Below are 15,905 nucleotides of genomic sequence, written 5' to 3'. Positions count from 1 at the left end.
AAGCTTTGGTATCAGAGTAGTTATTCCCATAATAGAACAAGTTATACCTTATGGCATACAATAAGAAAGAAGTCCTGCAAGCCAACACGGAAGCTATCCGAGTGGTCTTGCGATTAGAGAAGGAACGCCGCGAAGCCACCGAAGCTGAGAAAAGTATCTTACGGAACTATCAAGGATTCGGTGGCTTGAAATGTGTACTCAACCGCACAGATAATCCCGATGACATCCGCTATTGGAGCAAGTCAGAGCAGAATCTCTTTGAACCTACCCAGCAGCTCAAGCAGATGATTTATCGTGAAGCCATAGATGCCAACACTGCCAAGCGGTATTGGGAGAGCATCAAGGCAAGCGTACTGACCTCCTTCTATACCGATACCCGTATCGTTTCTGCCATCTCTGATGCACTTGTATCCACAAACCTGCAGGTAAGACGATGCTTAGACCCTTCTATGGGTATGGGTGCCTTTGCCGAGACCTTTGCAAAGCAAGTAGGAGTTGTAGATGCAATGGAGAAGGACTTGCTCACTGCTCGCATCAGCCAAGCCCTGCACCCCTATGGTAAAGGCAACGTGTTCGTTAGAAACGAGCCTTTTGAAGCTATTGGAGAACTGGAAGAGAAAGATAAGTACGACCTTGTTACAAGTAACATTCCTTTCGGTGATTTCATGGTCTATGACCGAGAGTATAGCAAAGGCAAGGACACTCTCAAGCGCGAGTCCACACGTGCCATTCACAATTACTTCTTCGTGAAAGGTCTGGACTGCATCAAGGAAGGTGGCTTACTGGCATTTATCACCTCACAGGGTGTATTGGACAGTCCCCGCAATGAATCCATACGCCGTTACCTCATGCAGAACAGCCGCCTTATCTCCGCTCTCCGACTACCATCGGGTATGTTTTCTGACAATGCAGGAACGGACGTAGGCAGTGACCTCATCGTACTACAGAAGCAGACAGGTAAAGAAATCTGCAAGGGAATTGAGCAGCAGTTCGTAGAAACTGTTTCTGTTCCCAAGGAAGAAGGCTCTTCTGTCGTCTTCAAGCATAACTCTCTTTTTGTAGGAGATTGGAAGGACATATCTCATCGCACCATTGCCACAGAGCGCATAATGGGTACAGACCCTTATGGAAGACCTACATGGGAGTATCGGTTCACGGGAGGGATTGAGGAAATGGTAGAAAGTCTCCGAACACAACTCTCCCTTGAAATGGGACAACGTGTCGACCATAAGCTATATGAAACAGGTATACCTATGACAGAGGTAGAGCGAGAGGCAGAAGCAGAGAAACAGCTCCGCAAGTTGGGTATTACCATAAGTCGGGAAAAAGAAACAGAGAGGATAAAGACAGAAGACAAGGGAATAAACGATGCCTATAACCTCATGCCCGACAGTATCAGGAAACAGTTGCCAAAACTTTACAGCACGGAAAAGGAACTCATTGGCGATAAGATAGCCTATGCACGCTATTTCTTCCCTATGGGAGCATACACAGCCTACCTTCTGGAATATGACCCTAAGAGCCGTATTGGCTTCGGTGCCGTGACGATGGGTTACGGCTGGGAGCTTGGCAATATGTCCCTCGATGAGATGGAGGGCGTGAAAGTAAGAGGACTGGGGATTGAACGTGATCTGTACTTCTCTCCTAAGAAACTGCACGAAATTGCAGAGTTGGAAGAAATCGTCAGGGGACAATATACCAAAGAAGAGGTGGTGGCAGAGGAAATCAAGGAAGAAGCGGTAACAAATACAGAAGACACGGTTAAGGAGACTGTGAACGGTACTTCTGAAATCAAAACGCCCAAGGAAGAATTAGAAACTGAAACAGAAATTAATGTCGGGCAAGTCATAGAACCGGACTATTTTACCATTACCAAGGCACAGGCAACAGAAAATACCGTTTCCAATGGAGAGACTACTCCATTGCAACCACCATCATCGGAGTCTGTACCACAGCAATCTGTGTCAGAGCAACCATCCATAAACGTTGAACCTGCACCCGAAGGTGTACCCGCCTTGACACTTCACCGACAATACGAACAGGAAAGGTCGGAAATCCGTACGGATATTGAAGCCCCAAGAGAGATGAACGGACAGACGGTGTTCTTTGACGACGATCATCATCCAGTGGTGGACAACAACATGGAAGACATCGGACAACCGGAGCAACTGTCACTGTTTGCCCCAGAGGAATACAGCCTTTGGACAAGAGAGGTAAGCCGTGTAAACAATGAAATCAAGGATAATTCAGGAACTTCACAGGCGCACCGTCCTATAACACAAACTGCTCCCCAGAAACCATCGGAGTCCAAGATACAAAAGTCAGTAACCTCTCCTCAACGGCGTACCCGTAGTAGCAGGAAAGCAGCTTCTTCATCTTCACGTGAGCCATCCCTTTTCGACTTCATGAACGAAGACGAGGAGCGCAAGCCAAAACCGATAGCGGAAGTCAGAAAGGAGTTTGACGCTTCCCCACGCCCTTTTCTCTCTTCGCCGGACTCACACCTAAGAGACGGCTCCATTGTCGTGCAGAAAGGGCAGGTGGGGTCTCTTTCTGATCTGAAGCGACATCCGACCTTTAACCCGATGGACTTGCCGTATGCGCAGCTTTCCCGTCTAAAAAGCTATATCGAGATACGGGAGTGCTATCATCGTCTCTATGACTACGAGGCAGAGAACCATGCAGAAGACAGGGAAGACCGCAGCAGGCTCAATCACCTGTATGATGACTATGTTGCACGCTGGGGCTACTTTAACCAGAAGGCAAACACTGACATTATCAAGATGGATGCTACAGGCGTGGAAATGCTCTTCTTGGAACGCTCCGAAAACGGCAGGTACATCAAGGCGGACATCTTCGACCATCCCACGGCATTTTCTACCACGGAACTGACCGTTGCCACAGACCCGATGGAGGCACTGGGTGCATCGCTCAACAAGTACGGCACGGTGGAACTTGACTACATGAGTTCGCTTTTACCTGATATGGAGGAAAGTGACATCATTTCTTCCTTGGAAGGTCGTATCTATTTCAACCCCGAAGAGAATGCTTATGAGGTTGCGGACAAGTTCATTTCGGGCAATGTAATAGAAAAGGCGGAGCGTATCGAGTCGTGGCTCTTGGACCATCCCGAACACGAAGAGGCAAAACAGAGCCTTACTGCCTTGCGTGCAGCCATGCCGACACCCATTCCTTTTGCAGATCTTGACTTCAACCTCGGTGAACGCTGGATACCCTCAAAAGTCTATGGCAGGTTCGCATCGGAGTTTTTCGGGACGGATATTGGCGTATCCTACCATTCCAATATGGACGAATACAGCATTATCTGCGACCGAAAGAATGCTAATATCTGGCACAAGTATGCCGTACAGGGCGAGTTCCGCCGCTATGACGGTATCAATCTCTTAAAGCATGCCCTGCACAATACCATTCCCGACATCAACAAGAGCAAGGAGGTGACAGATAAGGTTACGGGAGAGACCAAGACCATCAAAGTAAGGGACGGACATGCCATACAGATGGCAAATGCCAAGATTGAGGAAATCAGACAGGGCTTTGTCGATTGGCTCGGGCGCACACCCGATACCTTCAAACAGCAACTCTCCGACAGGTACAACCGCCTTTTCAACTGTTTTATGCGACCCAACTTTGACGGTACACACCAGACATTTCCCGACCTTGACCTCAAACGATTGGGTATTGATGACCTTTACAAGAGTCAGAAGGATGCCGTATGGATGCTCAAAACCAATGGTGGCGGTATATGCGACCACGAGGTGGGAGCGGGTAAGACGCTCATCATGTGTACAGCTGCCTACGAGATGAAGCGATTGGGACTGGCAAACAAGTCGATGATTATCGGACTGAAGGCAAACGTATTCGATATTGCCGACACTTTTAGGAAAGCTTATCCCAATGCTAAGGTACTCTATCCAGGTAAGAACGATTTTAATAAGCAGAACCGCCAACGTATTTTTAACGACATCAAGAACAACGACTGGGACTGCATCATTCTCACGCACGAACAGTTCGGCATGATACCGCAGGCCTTGGAGATACAGGAAGCGATTATGCAGAAGGAACTGGACTCCGTGGAAGAAAATCTCGAAGTGTTGCGACAACAAGGAAGAGACATCTCCCGTGGGATGCTCAAAGGCTTGGAGAAGCGCAAGCAGACACTGGAAGCAAAGCTGCAGAACATACAGGATAGTATCGCCGAGCGTAAAGACGATGCCGTAGATTTCAAGATGATGGGTATTGACCACCTCTTTGTAGATGAATCGCACCAATTCAAGAACCTGATGTTCAATACCCGCCACGACCGTGTATCGGGCTTGGGCAATCCTGATGGCTCACAGCGTGCCTTAAACATGCTCTTTGCTATTCGTACCATACAGGAGAGGTCCGGCAAGGACTTGGGAGCGACGTTCCTTTCTGGAACGACCATCTCCAATAGCCTGACGGAGTTGTATCTCCTGTTCAAGTATCTCCGTCCGCAAGCTTTGGAAAAGCAAGGTATCAACAGTTTTGATGCTTGGGCAGCAGTCTTTGCCAAGAAATCGACTGACTACGAGTTCTCCATCACGAATGACATCATTCAGAAAGAGCGGTTCCGCACCTTCATCAAGGTGCCAGAACTTGCCTCGTTCTATGCGGAAGTATGGGAGTAGAAAGCAGAAAATGGCATAAAAGTCATATCTGACTGAAATACAGCGGATATTGCTTGTTTCTTCTTAGGGTTGCATCATAGAAAACAGGCAGAAAAGGGAGCGAAAAGGAGGGAGTTCAGTTACCAAATCGTTCGACAAACGATGAAAGGAAAAGGACGGCTGAAAGTGGTAACTAAAACGGTGTTTTCTCTTTCATTATCAGTGTTTTGCATCGCTCAAAGTTCCTCAAAGAAGTGTAATTTTGCAAGCAAAAAACAATGGAAAAAGAAAAATTCAAGCTGCTTTTCTACCTCAAGAGAGGTACGCAGGACAAAAACGGAAAAAGTCCCATCATGGGACGCATCAGCGCAGGACGCTCTATGGTACAATTTAGTTGCAAATGCTCGTGTACTCCTCGTTTGTGGGACAGTCGCAAGAACCGACTGCTGGGCAAGAGTGCCGAAGCCGTATCGGTAAACAAGGAACTTGACCGCCTACAAGTGAGCATACACAAGGTTTATGAGTCTCTTTCGGGTAAATCCGATGCTCCCATCACGGCAGAGCGAGTACGGGAGCTTGTATTCGGACTGAACAGTGAGTCACAAGGACTGCTTTATCATACAGACGAGTATATCGACCGCTTCCGTGAGCGTGTGGGCATAGACCGCAGCGAACGCAGACTAAAATGCCTGTTGCTCTTTCACAAGCATCTGGCAAACTTCGTCAGGTATCGCTACCGTGTGGAGGATATTCCCGTGCAGAAAGCCGACATCGCCTTTATCAAAGACTTGGAGGACTACTTCGCCAAAGAAAAGGGATTCAAGCTCAACACTTCGGCTGGTTATCTCTCCATGCTGGCTTCCTTGCTCAAAGACCTGTATAAACGGCACATCATTGACACCTATCCCTTCATCAACCATTCCATTCGTTGGGAAGCGGGTACTCCACGTTACATCACGAGGGAGGAGGTAAGCCGTATCGCAGCCTTGGGAGAAGACGAACTGCAAGGCTATGAAAAAGTGTCGAGGGACATGTTCCTTTTCTCCTGCCTGACGGGACTTTCCTATACCGACGTGTATCACTTGACGGAGCAGCACGTCTTTCACGAAGCGGGAATGACTTGGATACGCAAGCCGAGAATAAAGACGGGCAACGTGTGCCACATCCCCCTACTTCCCGAAGCCGCTGCCATTATCGAGCGTTATCGGGGCATTCACACGAGGGCTTTCCGACACGAACCGCCCAAGGGGTATCTGCTGCCCATACCCGGATGCGACACGGTAAACATACACCTCAAAAAGATAGCACGGCTTTGCGGTATTCAGAAAACGCTGACCTATCACATGGCACGGCATACCTTCGCATCTCAGATGACACTGTCGGAGGGCGTGTCCATTGAGAGCGTTTCCAAAATGCTCGGACACAGTCAAATCAAAACCACGCAAGTGTATGCGGAGACATCTCCCGAGCGTGTCTTTCTGGACATAGAGAAAATACTTCCACAACTCGCACATTATCAACTGACCAACTAAAACCGCAGAACAATGAAAAGTACATTTGCCATACTATTCTACATAGATAGAAGCAAGACCAATGAAGACGGACTATGCGTAATCCGTTGCCGTATCACCTGTAATGGAACGTCCTCATCGTTTTCCACGCAGTTGCAAACTTCCCCCGACGAGTGGCTTGCCCGAAAAGGGTGCATCAAGGCGACAACAGGTAATTCAAGCGGCATCAATCTGCAACTGAACTCAATAGAAGAGTGCTTGCATTCACTCTATGAACGTACATTAAGGGAAGAAAACTATATCACGGCGGAATACCTCAAGGAGCGTTATATGCAGCAAAGTCGCCCCATGCCAACACTTACGGAGCTATATCAATCCGTTTGTGAATACAAGGAGGAATTGCAGGGCAGAACATTAAGCAAGGCAACTGTCAGGGCTTTTAAGGACAGCTACAAGAGTTTTGTTCATTTCCTGCAAGTAAGGGACAGGGCAGACTGTATGCCCACAGAGGTGGACAAGACTTTCCTTGAGGACTATCGCCTTTTCATGCTTCGGGACTTGGGAAACAAGGAAAGCAGTGTCGGCAACCGCCTACGCCACTTGCATCAGGTCATTCGCAAGGTATTGCAGGAGCGATACGTTCGTGAAGACCCTTTTGAACTCATAGACATAGAAACGCCTACCTACGAGCGCAATGCACTTACGGCGGACGACCTGCAAAAACTCTTAGCTTACCGTCCGCACCGCTCGACAGACAACCATTGCAGACTTATTTTCCTCCTGGGATGTTTTACGGGGCTGGCATTCTCCGATTTGAAGAAACTCAGAATGGATGATGTCTATACGCTCAGTGATGGACGCAGATATATCTCCCTCTGCCGAACAAAGACACAGAACAGAAGTATTGTCCCGTTGCTGCCCGTTGCCGAGAAAATACTCGCCATTGTGAGCCACGAACGAAGGGAGGGGCTTTTCTTTCGAGAGTTTCCCAGCAACAGTAATTTCAATAGAACTATTCAGGAGATATGTATTAAGGCAGGACTGCCACCGCATACCCAAGCGACCTCACACACCGCACGGCACACCTTTGCCACGACCATCTGTCTGGAGAACGGACTTCCGATAGAGACGGTGAGCAAGATGCTGGGGCATCGCTTTATCTCCACGACCGAGATTTATGCACGGGTGACCAAGAGCAAGATTGCCAAGGAAATGCAACCCCTGATGGGTAGTGAGCATACAAGGGTACTGCGTAAAGCCTTACGGCTGTGTCCGTCAAGAACACCGAAAAAGTCAAGTCCCATAATTGGGCTGTAACAGCCGTAATGAATGATTCAAAAAAAAAGAAGTCCAACTTTTTAACAAGAAAAACAATGAAACAGAAGAACAAACAGGAACTTTCCTACTTTCGATTGAAGTTAAGAAGTTACATGAGTGAGCATCACCCCGAAAAGTTGCAAGATACGGAGTTTATCACTGCACGGGCAGATATGGCTCTCACAGTTTACTGCGATGCTGTAGCACAAGGCTTTACACACATTGAAGCGGAGAGCATGGCAAGCGAGGCATTGTATCAAGGCTTGCACTTTTCCAAGTATGATACGCTTGTATCCGTGTTGGAAAACGAGTTTGAAAGGGAACTTCCTGCACCGCTCCCAGAGAAACTCGTACCTATACTGTTGTCGAACAAGGCTGTTCAAGCCACATTCGCTGGGTATGAACTGACGGACGCATTTGCCGCAAGCGGACAATACGACCGTCTTTACACCGAACTGACAGGCACAATAGTGCTGCTCATCGAGAGCAACAACCTGCCAACGGTCAAACAGACGGAGGAAGCAAGCCCGAAGGCGTTGTAGGCAAAGGCGCACGCAAAGTTCCTGATGCCGTTTCTTATCGTGCAAAGGTACAACGGCAGCCTGTCTGCCCTGAAAGGTCAAGTCCTGTGGATGGAGAGAAGAATCTCCACCGCAGGATTTTTCTTTTTCAAGGCAGTACTACAATTCTCAATATCCGTGCGGTCGTATTCATCTCTCCCAACCTTGCAGGGCAAGGCTGCCGTAGAGAGATAGGCACGACAAGAATATGGCATACTCAGGCTCTTTGGACGCAAAAGCGAATTGTAGAAACAATAGTTAGAACTAACGATTGTCTTAACAATCTTATTATATGACAAGCCATTTTTTGTACAACTTATTGTCTGTACAATTTGTTGTCATAACAATTTGTTGTCATAACAATTTGTTGTCAAGACTATCTGTTGTCAAGACTATCTGTTGTCAAAACAAACTATCGTCAAAACAAACTATTGATAGTTCGACATCTCGATTTGTCGAACTATCGAACTGTCGATAGACCAACAAATATGCAATAAAAGGAAAGAACTGGCACCTCATCTCATTACCGCAATAACACAGACGGATTTCCTTTGTTTTTCTATTGCTTTCTCTCTATTTCCCTGCTTATCCTCATTTCTTGCAGCAGTGCTTCCGAGGGTTTACTTTTGCACCCGAGAAGTACGGCAATGGACTGCATAACAGTTTGTTTGCTGAGTAACAATAAAGTAATCAAAACAAAATTAAGGCAATGAAACTCATTATCATCGACCGCAAAGCGTGGGAGCGACATCGCTCCGAATTTGCAGACTTTATCCATCGTGTGGAGAAACTTATCGGTAATCCTCCTGAGACCGAGCAATGGCTCGACAACGAAGCCGTGTGCAAGCGTTTAGGCATCAGCAAGCGTACCCTACAATCATACCGAGATACGGGCAAAATCCCTTTCTCCATGATTGGACACAAGTGTTATTACAAACAGACCGACATCAGTGAAATGCTGAATGCAGTCAAGGATTGAAATCAAAGAATGAATGAATTATGGCAGAGAATGAAATCATTACGCGGGAAGACCCTCAGATGCAGTTGTTTTCACAACTGATGGAAGGCACTTTGAAGAAGTTGGAGCGGTATTGTGCCACAGCTCGTCCGATGTTAGATGGCGAGGTTTACCTTTCGAGCGAGGAAGTGTGCAGGCAATTACGGCTCAGCACACGCACGCTCCAAGAGTACAGAAACTCAGGAACGCTTCCTTTCTACAAAATCGGAGGGAAGATACTCTACAAGCAGAGCGACATACAAGCCATGCTTGAAAAACACTATAACCCGATACCCAAGAAATTATGGCAAGAATAGATGAAAAAAGGAAACAACGCTTGGAACAAGCCATTAGAGATATGGGAAATTATGGCGTTAAACTCCGCAAGCCCGAAGAGTTACCCGATTTTGACCAGCCCTCCGATTATGAAGAGGAAAAGAGAAGGTTTGAGCCTGTTGATAAAGTTGAGGAACAAAATGACAAGGAGAGTAACAAGGATTTTTCTCAACCGTCCTATCAAGAAACAGCGTTGTCGCCAACAGAAAGGGCTACTTCTACCGAAGAATTTCATCAAAGAATGGGAAAAACAAAGGACAGAAAGCAATTATCCGAGTTTCAGGGGAAATATCTCCAGCCCTTTCGCAACAGCCACCGCAAAGCCGTGTATGTATCAGAGGAAATCCAACGAAAGTTAGACTTCGTGGTGCGGAGAATCGGTGAGCATGGAGCGAGCGTTTCGGGATATGTCGAACAGGTACTGCGGGAACACCTCGACCAATACAAGGAAGATGTGGAAAGATGGAGGAAACTCTGAATTACTGCATTCCTCGAATGCAAGCCTACGCCGAGTTACTGTATTCAATGAATGCAGTAACACAGCAGGGGCTTATAATCCCATTTTCTACATCAGCAAGGTGTGTCTTTGTCCGACAAACTGCCATTTGTCCCACAAAGACCCTTGCCCCGAAAGGGGATTAAATCACTCCAAAGTCGTGATTAGAAAACAAACATAACAATACAATTATGCCCAAATTAGAAATAGCTAATAAGAACCGTTACGGACATAGAAATATAGAAGAAGTTCCCCGTTGGGACAGATGGGACACCCGTATGCCCGATGTGAAAGACCAGCTACGTGCCATTGACCTGTACAATAAATCGGGTGCGGTAAGCAAATCTGACTTTGTGCGTGCCCGCATTCTCGGAGAACACTTCAAAGTGATTATGGTGGACAAGTCCGCAGTGGAATATAATCGCAAGTTGTCCGAGCTTACTGCGGAAATTCACAGAATAGGAGTAAACTACAATCAGGTGGTCAAACTTTTGCACTGCTATACGGCAGCCAAAAGCGTGCAGGCATTGTTGAAGGAACTTATCAATCTTACAAACGAGGTTACACGCCTCCAACAGCAGGCAGTTGAGTTGACAGAGGATTATCGTATATCGTAATATTTCAAATGAAAGATTTGTAAACTCAATTAAGGTTGAAGATTTTAGGGTTTCTTCTATGTATCTTCCAGCCACTCCAGAGACACCAAACGCAAGCAATTCCCATGAGAAAAATGTATAATATAGAAGTTTTACCCAAGAATGTAAAGATGCGCCCTGTGTGAACTTCTATGCAAACATTGCGTAGCGACATGGGTAACGTTGCCATGATATTGGGCATGGAAAGGCGGGGACAACCTTTGTTGTAATCTACGACAAGCTCTGCATCTTCTATATCTGATGAAAAACCTGATATAGGATGGCTACTGATAGGCATTTCGCTTGTAGGCTGGGGTGCGTGGTGGGTGAAGTAATCGGTAACTTCCTCGTGGGGTCTGTCCCATACATACAGACCGCTGAACGAGCCAATCAGCCATTTGTGCCGACTGTCTTTTTGCTCAACATTGATGCCCATAACGCTCACGGGTGGTTGCACTTGCTCTTTTTGCGGTGTGTCGCTCAAATGGCGGAGAGAGTAGAAACCGTCGGAAGTGCATAGCAGCCAGTCCTCCTTGTCATCATCATACCGTAGTGAGCGTAGGCAATCGTTCCACGGGTTATCGCTATCCATTGCGGAAAAAGGTATCGGAGGGATTTTGGCTGAAGCGATGGCTATGAGTGCAGGTGGGCGTAGCATCCATCCCGTAATGGTAAGCAGCAACAAGAAGAATATGGATGCCCAGCCTATTTGGTTGTGCCATTTAATCAGCCAGCTTTTAATTCGTGCACCGAATGATGAATGCGGGCGAGGTGCAAAGGAATAGTATATGCCTGATATGGATAGGAACAAGAGGATAAGCCCCACTAAATCGACAAAGAGTTTGCCTACAATTCCAAACAGTCCGCCCCCATGAAGAAGCCATGTTGTACGGAATAGCGAAACTTTGCCTTTGTCATTGCCACCTTTCTTTAACGTGATTTTTTGAAAAGTATGATAAGGAACATGAGAAAGATAGATGTGTGAGCGCCCGGTAATGATGAGCGAATCGTTTTTCTGCGTAATGTCGCTTAGCCGTTCATGCTCATCATTGGGCAAGTCAATCCTCATCCAAGCGCCGCACTCGTTCAAGCAATATAGATTATACTGGCTTATGGCATATAGGAATCCGTTTGGCATAGAAACTACGCCACGGATACTTCTGTGGTCGGCACCATTGGGCAAGCCCCTGTTAAAATCTCTTATCGTGCCGTTGCTTTCCTCTTTTAACCATATACCTGAATTGCCATATATCAACGTCTTGCAATTCCACTTCATCGTTCCACGAAGCAACCCTTTGTTCCACCGGTCATACCGATACTCCGCTGGCAGAAGTTTTCGGCTTATGTTTACATCTGCTAACAAGCCAGCATGATTGAGAACAATTCCTGAGAAACAAAAGAGTATGATAAATGGGGCTAAGACTATTCCTAACCATTTATGGTGTTGTCTCCATGTTGATTTCTTCATTCGATACCCTTTTCCCTTTATTTGGTTCTCTTTCGTAGCCTACTCTTCAACCAAAGATAAACACCCAACAAAATAAAAGCCATGAGGATGACAAGCATTTGCCACACGTGTTTCTCTGGCTCTACCCAAAACTCTTGGAAGAAGTTCATCCTTCCCAATATTTCCACAGGTGTCCAAAAGATGATGACGGTGGCGATAGCCATTCGTATATTCGCACCCCATGCAGCGATGTGCAATTGGTGGCGAAACATGAAGATAGACCCGACGAGACACCCCACTCCCACAAGAAACGTCACAGGGTGATGATCACCGAGGAAAGTCTTGTCGTAGCAGAACATGAGCAGCAAGTACATTGCCCAAAGAATCATGTTCAGTTCCATGAACGTGACGATGCTCGTGTGGCGCGTCATGGGTTGCACCACCACAACCTTGCGCTTGCTTCGGAAACATACCTTTTGTATCCATGTAATCAGGTCGCAGCCGTTCTTTGTGCTGAACACATACATGGTCATCACCATCATCCACAAGCCAAACGAGGCAGGCATGATAAGGTATTCGGGCTTCGTCACCACCACGCCATTCTCTATCTCAGGCGGTACGCCATAACGTCGGGCATAATACAGGAAGAGGAACTCCACCCAACCCGTCCAGAAAAGCAGTCCACCGAAGAGTCCCCACAGCGTTTGTCGGGTGTCGCCCTTCACAAACACGCCGACGATAACGAGGACAAGCCCCACGAAACCCATCGCAAACCCTGCTACATGCATGGCACCCTCGTCCATAAACTTCTCCATCAATATCATCAGCGCATGACCCAAGGGCATGGCAAAAAGCACCAAAAGGAACGAGGCGATGGTGCGCCATGGATAAAGTTTGCTTTTTTCTTTCATCATTCTTATTTTATCGTTTAAAATTCATCGACGCTTATGCGAGTTGAAACTCATTGCTTCAGCTCGTCGCAGTAGTAGCTCATCTGGCCGCCCGTATCGTCTATCTCGGTATGCTGGTTATACCAACTGATAATCTGTAATTTGAAATAATGTTTTCCGTCGGCGGTACGCACTGCATAAACATGGTACGACGGCGTGTAGGTCATCGGCGGACCAGAGAGAAACATGTTTCTTTCCAACAGGGGGTTGGCACTTGTAAGCGTGCGCTGCGGCCCGTTGTTTGGGTCGAACCATGGATTTTCCTTCGGGTCTAGTCCGTGCGTGTTCACATAGCGAAACCAGTCTGACTGCGAGTAGGTAATCTTCACGGTCTTGTCGTCGTCCACGACCCAGCCCTGCCCTTTGGGAAGCTGGTCTATATGCTGCCAGCGGTCATAGTCACCATACCCTAAGTCGATGGCACCGCCCTTGCCGTTGCCGCTCGTACCGCTGTTGGTGCGGACGTGGTAGCCGCAAAAGGCGATGTCCCAGTCAAGACGGTTCTTCTGTTCGCCCTCCTTTATCTCCTGATTGGGAGCGGTGCGGTTGAACACCTCGCCCGTGCGCAGGTTGAAGTAGATCCAGTCGTTGGTCACGCCGGAGGTGTAGCTTGCCACCCTCGGCATAATTCTGCCAGTGAACTCGTCGGCGTCATACGAAAGACATGAGGACAGCGACAGGCAAGCCAATGCGAGGATAGGAAATATTCTTGCTTTCATATTCATCATATTTTGAATTCCAATTGTATGTATGCTCTTGCCCCGGCCGTGGCTGGAACGCTAAAGGCGGTAAGTCCCGAACCCAACGTCCGTGGCTTGTAGTTGAAGATGTTGTCCACGCCTACCGACAAGCGGATTTTCTCACGGAAAGTCTGAGCCACGTTCAGGTTGCACAGGGTGTAGGTGGGCAGCGTGCAGCGGAAATAGGCATCGTAAGACCTGCCGTCTTTTTCCACATACACGCGGTCCTGTACGTCGTATAGCTTCTCGCCCATGATCTGCGCATTGAAGTAGGCATCGAGCCGGTAGTTCCTCTTGTTCTTGTAACTGTACTTCACGCCTGCCGTAGCCGCATGGGGTGACGTGGTGTTGATGCGCAGTCCTTTCTCCTTGCTCACATATACATACGAGTAGCTAGCGTTCAGCGTGAGCCAGTCGGTCGGCGTCCAGCGTCCCAGCAAGTCAACGCCTGCTATCGTCTGGCGGTCGAGGTTAACGTACTCGAAATTGTACTGCATGTCGTAGATGCGCCATACGCCCTCTATCTTCTTGCGGTAGAAGTTGCCGTAAAGCGTGCTGTTGAAGAAGAAATGACGGTTGCTGTATTCCACGCCTGCCGAGACGTAGTTGTTCTTCTCTGGTTTCAGGAATTCGTTGCCCTTAATCATGAACATACCGAGGTGATCCCAGTTGAAGAACAATTCCTTGATGCTTGGCGAACGGTAGCCCATCGAGTAGTTGGCACGTATAGCCCAATAGTCGTCGGGCGAATACTTTGCCGCAATCTTAGGCATATACATGAATCCGAAAGCCTCCGAGAAGTTTGTTCTCACGCCGCCCGAGAACATCCAATGGTTGTTCACCGTCCAGTCGTCCTGCACATAGAACTCGGTCTCCTCCAGCGTGCGCGATGTCATCTTGTGATTGACGAAGCGGTCGCTCGTCAGTCGGTCTCCGCAGTATTCCAGTCCCATGACGAGTGCATGACCGGCAAAGTAGTTGCTGCTGAGTGTCAGTCGTGGCTGGAAGATGCGCGAGTGGTACACGGGCTTGCGCTCATCGCGCCGCTCATGCCGCTTGAAGCGGTCGTAATAATCACCGTGAACACTTGCCGTAATCGTCAGCCAGTCTTTCAGCGCGTAGCTCGCCTTTACCCCCCATGTATAGTCTCGTCCCTGTGTCAGCACGAGATCCTGCACCAAGTCATATTGGTTGATGAAGAACACCGAGCCGTATGCTTGCGCCTTGAAATGCTTTGACGGCTCGAAATAGAGCTTCTGTGAGGCGATTATGTGTTCGCGTCCCTCTATGCCCATGGGCGGACGTGGAAAACTGCTTTCCAGCACGATGTCCTTTTCCAAGAATGGATTGGCTTCCTTCGTATATACCTTGCGGTCGTTTTCCGCCTGATACAGATAGAAAGCATCGCTTTCACTGTACCATACATCGCTCTGCGAGGTGAACGCACCTTTCTTGAATCCTGCTGACAGCCATCCTTGCAGATTCGGACGGTCGGCATTCTTCTCGAACATATAGATAAAATCCTTCTTCTTGGGATTCCTGAAGTTGCGTTCGTTCATCTGCCCCCAGCGAACGCCAGCGTCGAAAGCGAAAGGCTCGCTGGTCTTCTTGGTGATGATGTTGATGACGGCTCCCGAGGCACGACTGCCGTAGAGTGTGCTACTTGCTCCTTTCACAATCTCCACGCGGTCGATGGCGTGCAGGTTGAAACGCTCGTAGTCAAGGTTGCCTGCCATGTCGCCTGTCATTCGCTCACCGTCGGTGAGGAAGAGCACATGACGTGCATCGAGACCGTCAAGGTTGATCTCGCTGCCAAAGTTTACTTTCTGTATGCTCAGTCCGGGCGTCTCGTGCTGCAGGGCTTGCTGAAAGTCGCTGTATCCGCTTTCCACCATTCCCTTTCCGCTAAGCACCCGCGTGGTGATGGGCGACAGCTTCACCGGTCGAGCCGTGCGTGAACCCATTACCACGATACCCTCCAAGTTTCTTGTTTTCGTAGTGTCCGCCTTTTCCGTCGGCTTCTCCTGTGCCAAGGCGGGCATCGTGCCTAAGCATGACAGCAGGAGGACTGACGATATATATGTTATTGCTATTTTCACTCTTGTTTCCTTTTTTATTCTCAAATCAACAAACCGCCGACCAACACCTTCATATAAGCGAAAGCTATGCTCTTTACGGGAAAAGCATAGCTTTCTATACCTATCTATATAATAATGTAGGAGGCATAAGAGATGATTGTGTTCATCTGGCGAAAAGTTACTCGATAT

The 15,905-nt window shown here is 48.0% G+C and carries 13 protein-coding genes; 8 read left to right on the top strand and 5 right to left on the bottom strand.

From position 1 onward, the window contains the following. The first annotated feature begins 50 nt into the window (after positions 1-50). The 4 genes from HMPREF9145_RS07570 to HMPREF9145_RS07555 all read left to right on the top strand — a co-directional run bounded on the left by HMPREF9145_RS07570 (position 51) and on the right by HMPREF9145_RS07555 (position 8,019). The gene (locus HMPREF9145_RS07570) at positions 51-4,670 is read left to right on the top strand and encodes a DUF2958 domain-containing protein (protein WP_021825758.1); all 4,620 of its coding nucleotides are present in this window, start codon (positions 51-53) and stop codon (positions 4,668-4,670) included. 257 nt (positions 4,671-4,927) lie between these two features. Then, positions 4,928-6,181, top strand: coding sequence for a site-specific integrase (locus HMPREF9145_RS07565; protein ID WP_021825699.1), 1,254 nt, complete (start codon positions 4,928-4,930; stop codon positions 6,179-6,181). Positions 6,182-6,193: 12 nt separating this feature from the next. Further along, positions 6,194-7,477, top strand: a complete 1,284-nt coding sequence (locus HMPREF9145_RS07560; protein ID WP_021825702.1) for a site-specific integrase — start codon at positions 6,194-6,196, stop codon at positions 7,475-7,477. A 56-nt stretch (positions 7,478-7,533) separates the two neighbouring features. Continuing rightward, on the top strand, positions 7,534-8,019 hold the full coding sequence (locus HMPREF9145_RS07555; RefSeq protein ID WP_036906992.1) for a DUF1896 domain-containing protein: 486 nt from the start codon (positions 7,534-7,536) through the stop codon (positions 8,017-8,019). 77 nt (positions 8,020-8,096) lie between these two features. On the opposite strand, the gene HMPREF9145_RS13475 is transcribed toward HMPREF9145_RS07555, so the two are convergent. Beyond that, complete coding sequence (locus HMPREF9145_RS13475; RefSeq protein WP_021825686.1) at positions 8,097-8,336, bottom strand: hypothetical protein; 240 nt, start codon at positions 8,334-8,336, stop codon at positions 8,097-8,099. A gap of 410 nt (positions 8,337-8,746) precedes the next feature. Between HMPREF9145_RS13475 and HMPREF9145_RS07550 the strand changes: the two genes are divergently transcribed. From HMPREF9145_RS07550 to HMPREF9145_RS07535, 4 genes are all read left to right on the top strand, one after another. Beyond that, the gene (locus HMPREF9145_RS07550) at positions 8,747-9,016 is read left to right on the top strand and encodes a helix-turn-helix domain-containing protein (RefSeq protein WP_021825761.1); all 270 of its coding nucleotides are present in this window, start codon (positions 8,747-8,749) and stop codon (positions 9,014-9,016) included. Between the two features lie 20 nt (positions 9,017-9,036). Beyond that, positions 9,037-9,351, top strand: coding sequence for a helix-turn-helix domain-containing protein (locus tag HMPREF9145_RS07545; RefSeq protein WP_021825736.1), 315 nt, complete (start codon positions 9,037-9,039; stop codon positions 9,349-9,351). Next, positions 9,339-9,848, top strand: a complete 510-nt coding sequence (locus HMPREF9145_RS07540) for a DUF3408 domain-containing protein (RefSeq protein WP_021825718.1) — start codon at positions 9,339-9,341, stop codon at positions 9,846-9,848. Before HMPREF9145_RS07545 ends, HMPREF9145_RS07540 begins: the two co-directional genes overlap by 13 nt. 209 nt (positions 9,849-10,057) lie before the next feature. After that, complete coding sequence (locus HMPREF9145_RS07535) at positions 10,058-10,483, top strand: plasmid mobilization protein (RefSeq protein ID WP_021825675.1); 426 nt, start codon at positions 10,058-10,060, stop codon at positions 10,481-10,483. Between the two features lie 25 nt (positions 10,484-10,508). Here the strand turns inward: HMPREF9145_RS07535 and HMPREF9145_RS07530 are convergent, their stop codons facing one another. From HMPREF9145_RS07530 to HMPREF9145_RS07515, 4 genes are read right to left on the bottom strand one after another with little or no spacing between them, the layout of a single operon-like run. Further along, positions 10,509-11,969 (bottom strand): PepSY-associated TM helix domain-containing protein, encoded by a 1,461-nt coding sequence (locus HMPREF9145_RS07530; protein WP_021825756.1) that lies wholly within the window; start codon positions 11,967-11,969, stop codon positions 10,509-10,511. Between the two features lie 17 nt (positions 11,970-11,986). Further along, the gene (locus tag HMPREF9145_RS07525; RefSeq protein WP_172793016.1) at positions 11,987-12,859 is read right to left on the bottom strand and encodes a hypothetical protein; all 873 of its coding nucleotides are present in this window, start codon (positions 12,857-12,859) and stop codon (positions 11,987-11,989) included. Positions 12,860-12,909: 50 nt separating this feature from the next. After that, the gene (locus tag HMPREF9145_RS07520) at positions 12,910-13,617 is read right to left on the bottom strand and encodes an HmuY family protein (RefSeq protein ID WP_025065553.1); all 708 of its coding nucleotides are present in this window, start codon (positions 13,615-13,617) and stop codon (positions 12,910-12,912) included. A gap of 5 nt (positions 13,618-13,622) precedes the next feature. Continuing rightward, complete coding sequence (locus HMPREF9145_RS07515; protein ID WP_021825759.1) at positions 13,623-15,680, bottom strand: TonB-dependent receptor plug domain-containing protein; 2,058 nt, start codon at positions 15,678-15,680, stop codon at positions 13,623-13,625. Positions 15,681-15,905: the final 225 nt, after the last annotated feature.

This window comes from Segatella salivae F0493 (assembly GCF_000477535.1).
Lineage (GTDB): Bacteria > Bacteroidota > Bacteroidia > Bacteroidales > Bacteroidaceae > Prevotella > Prevotella salivae.
Note: the sequence above shows the minus strand (reverse complement) of the source record. Positions and strands in the feature narration are given on the sequence as shown.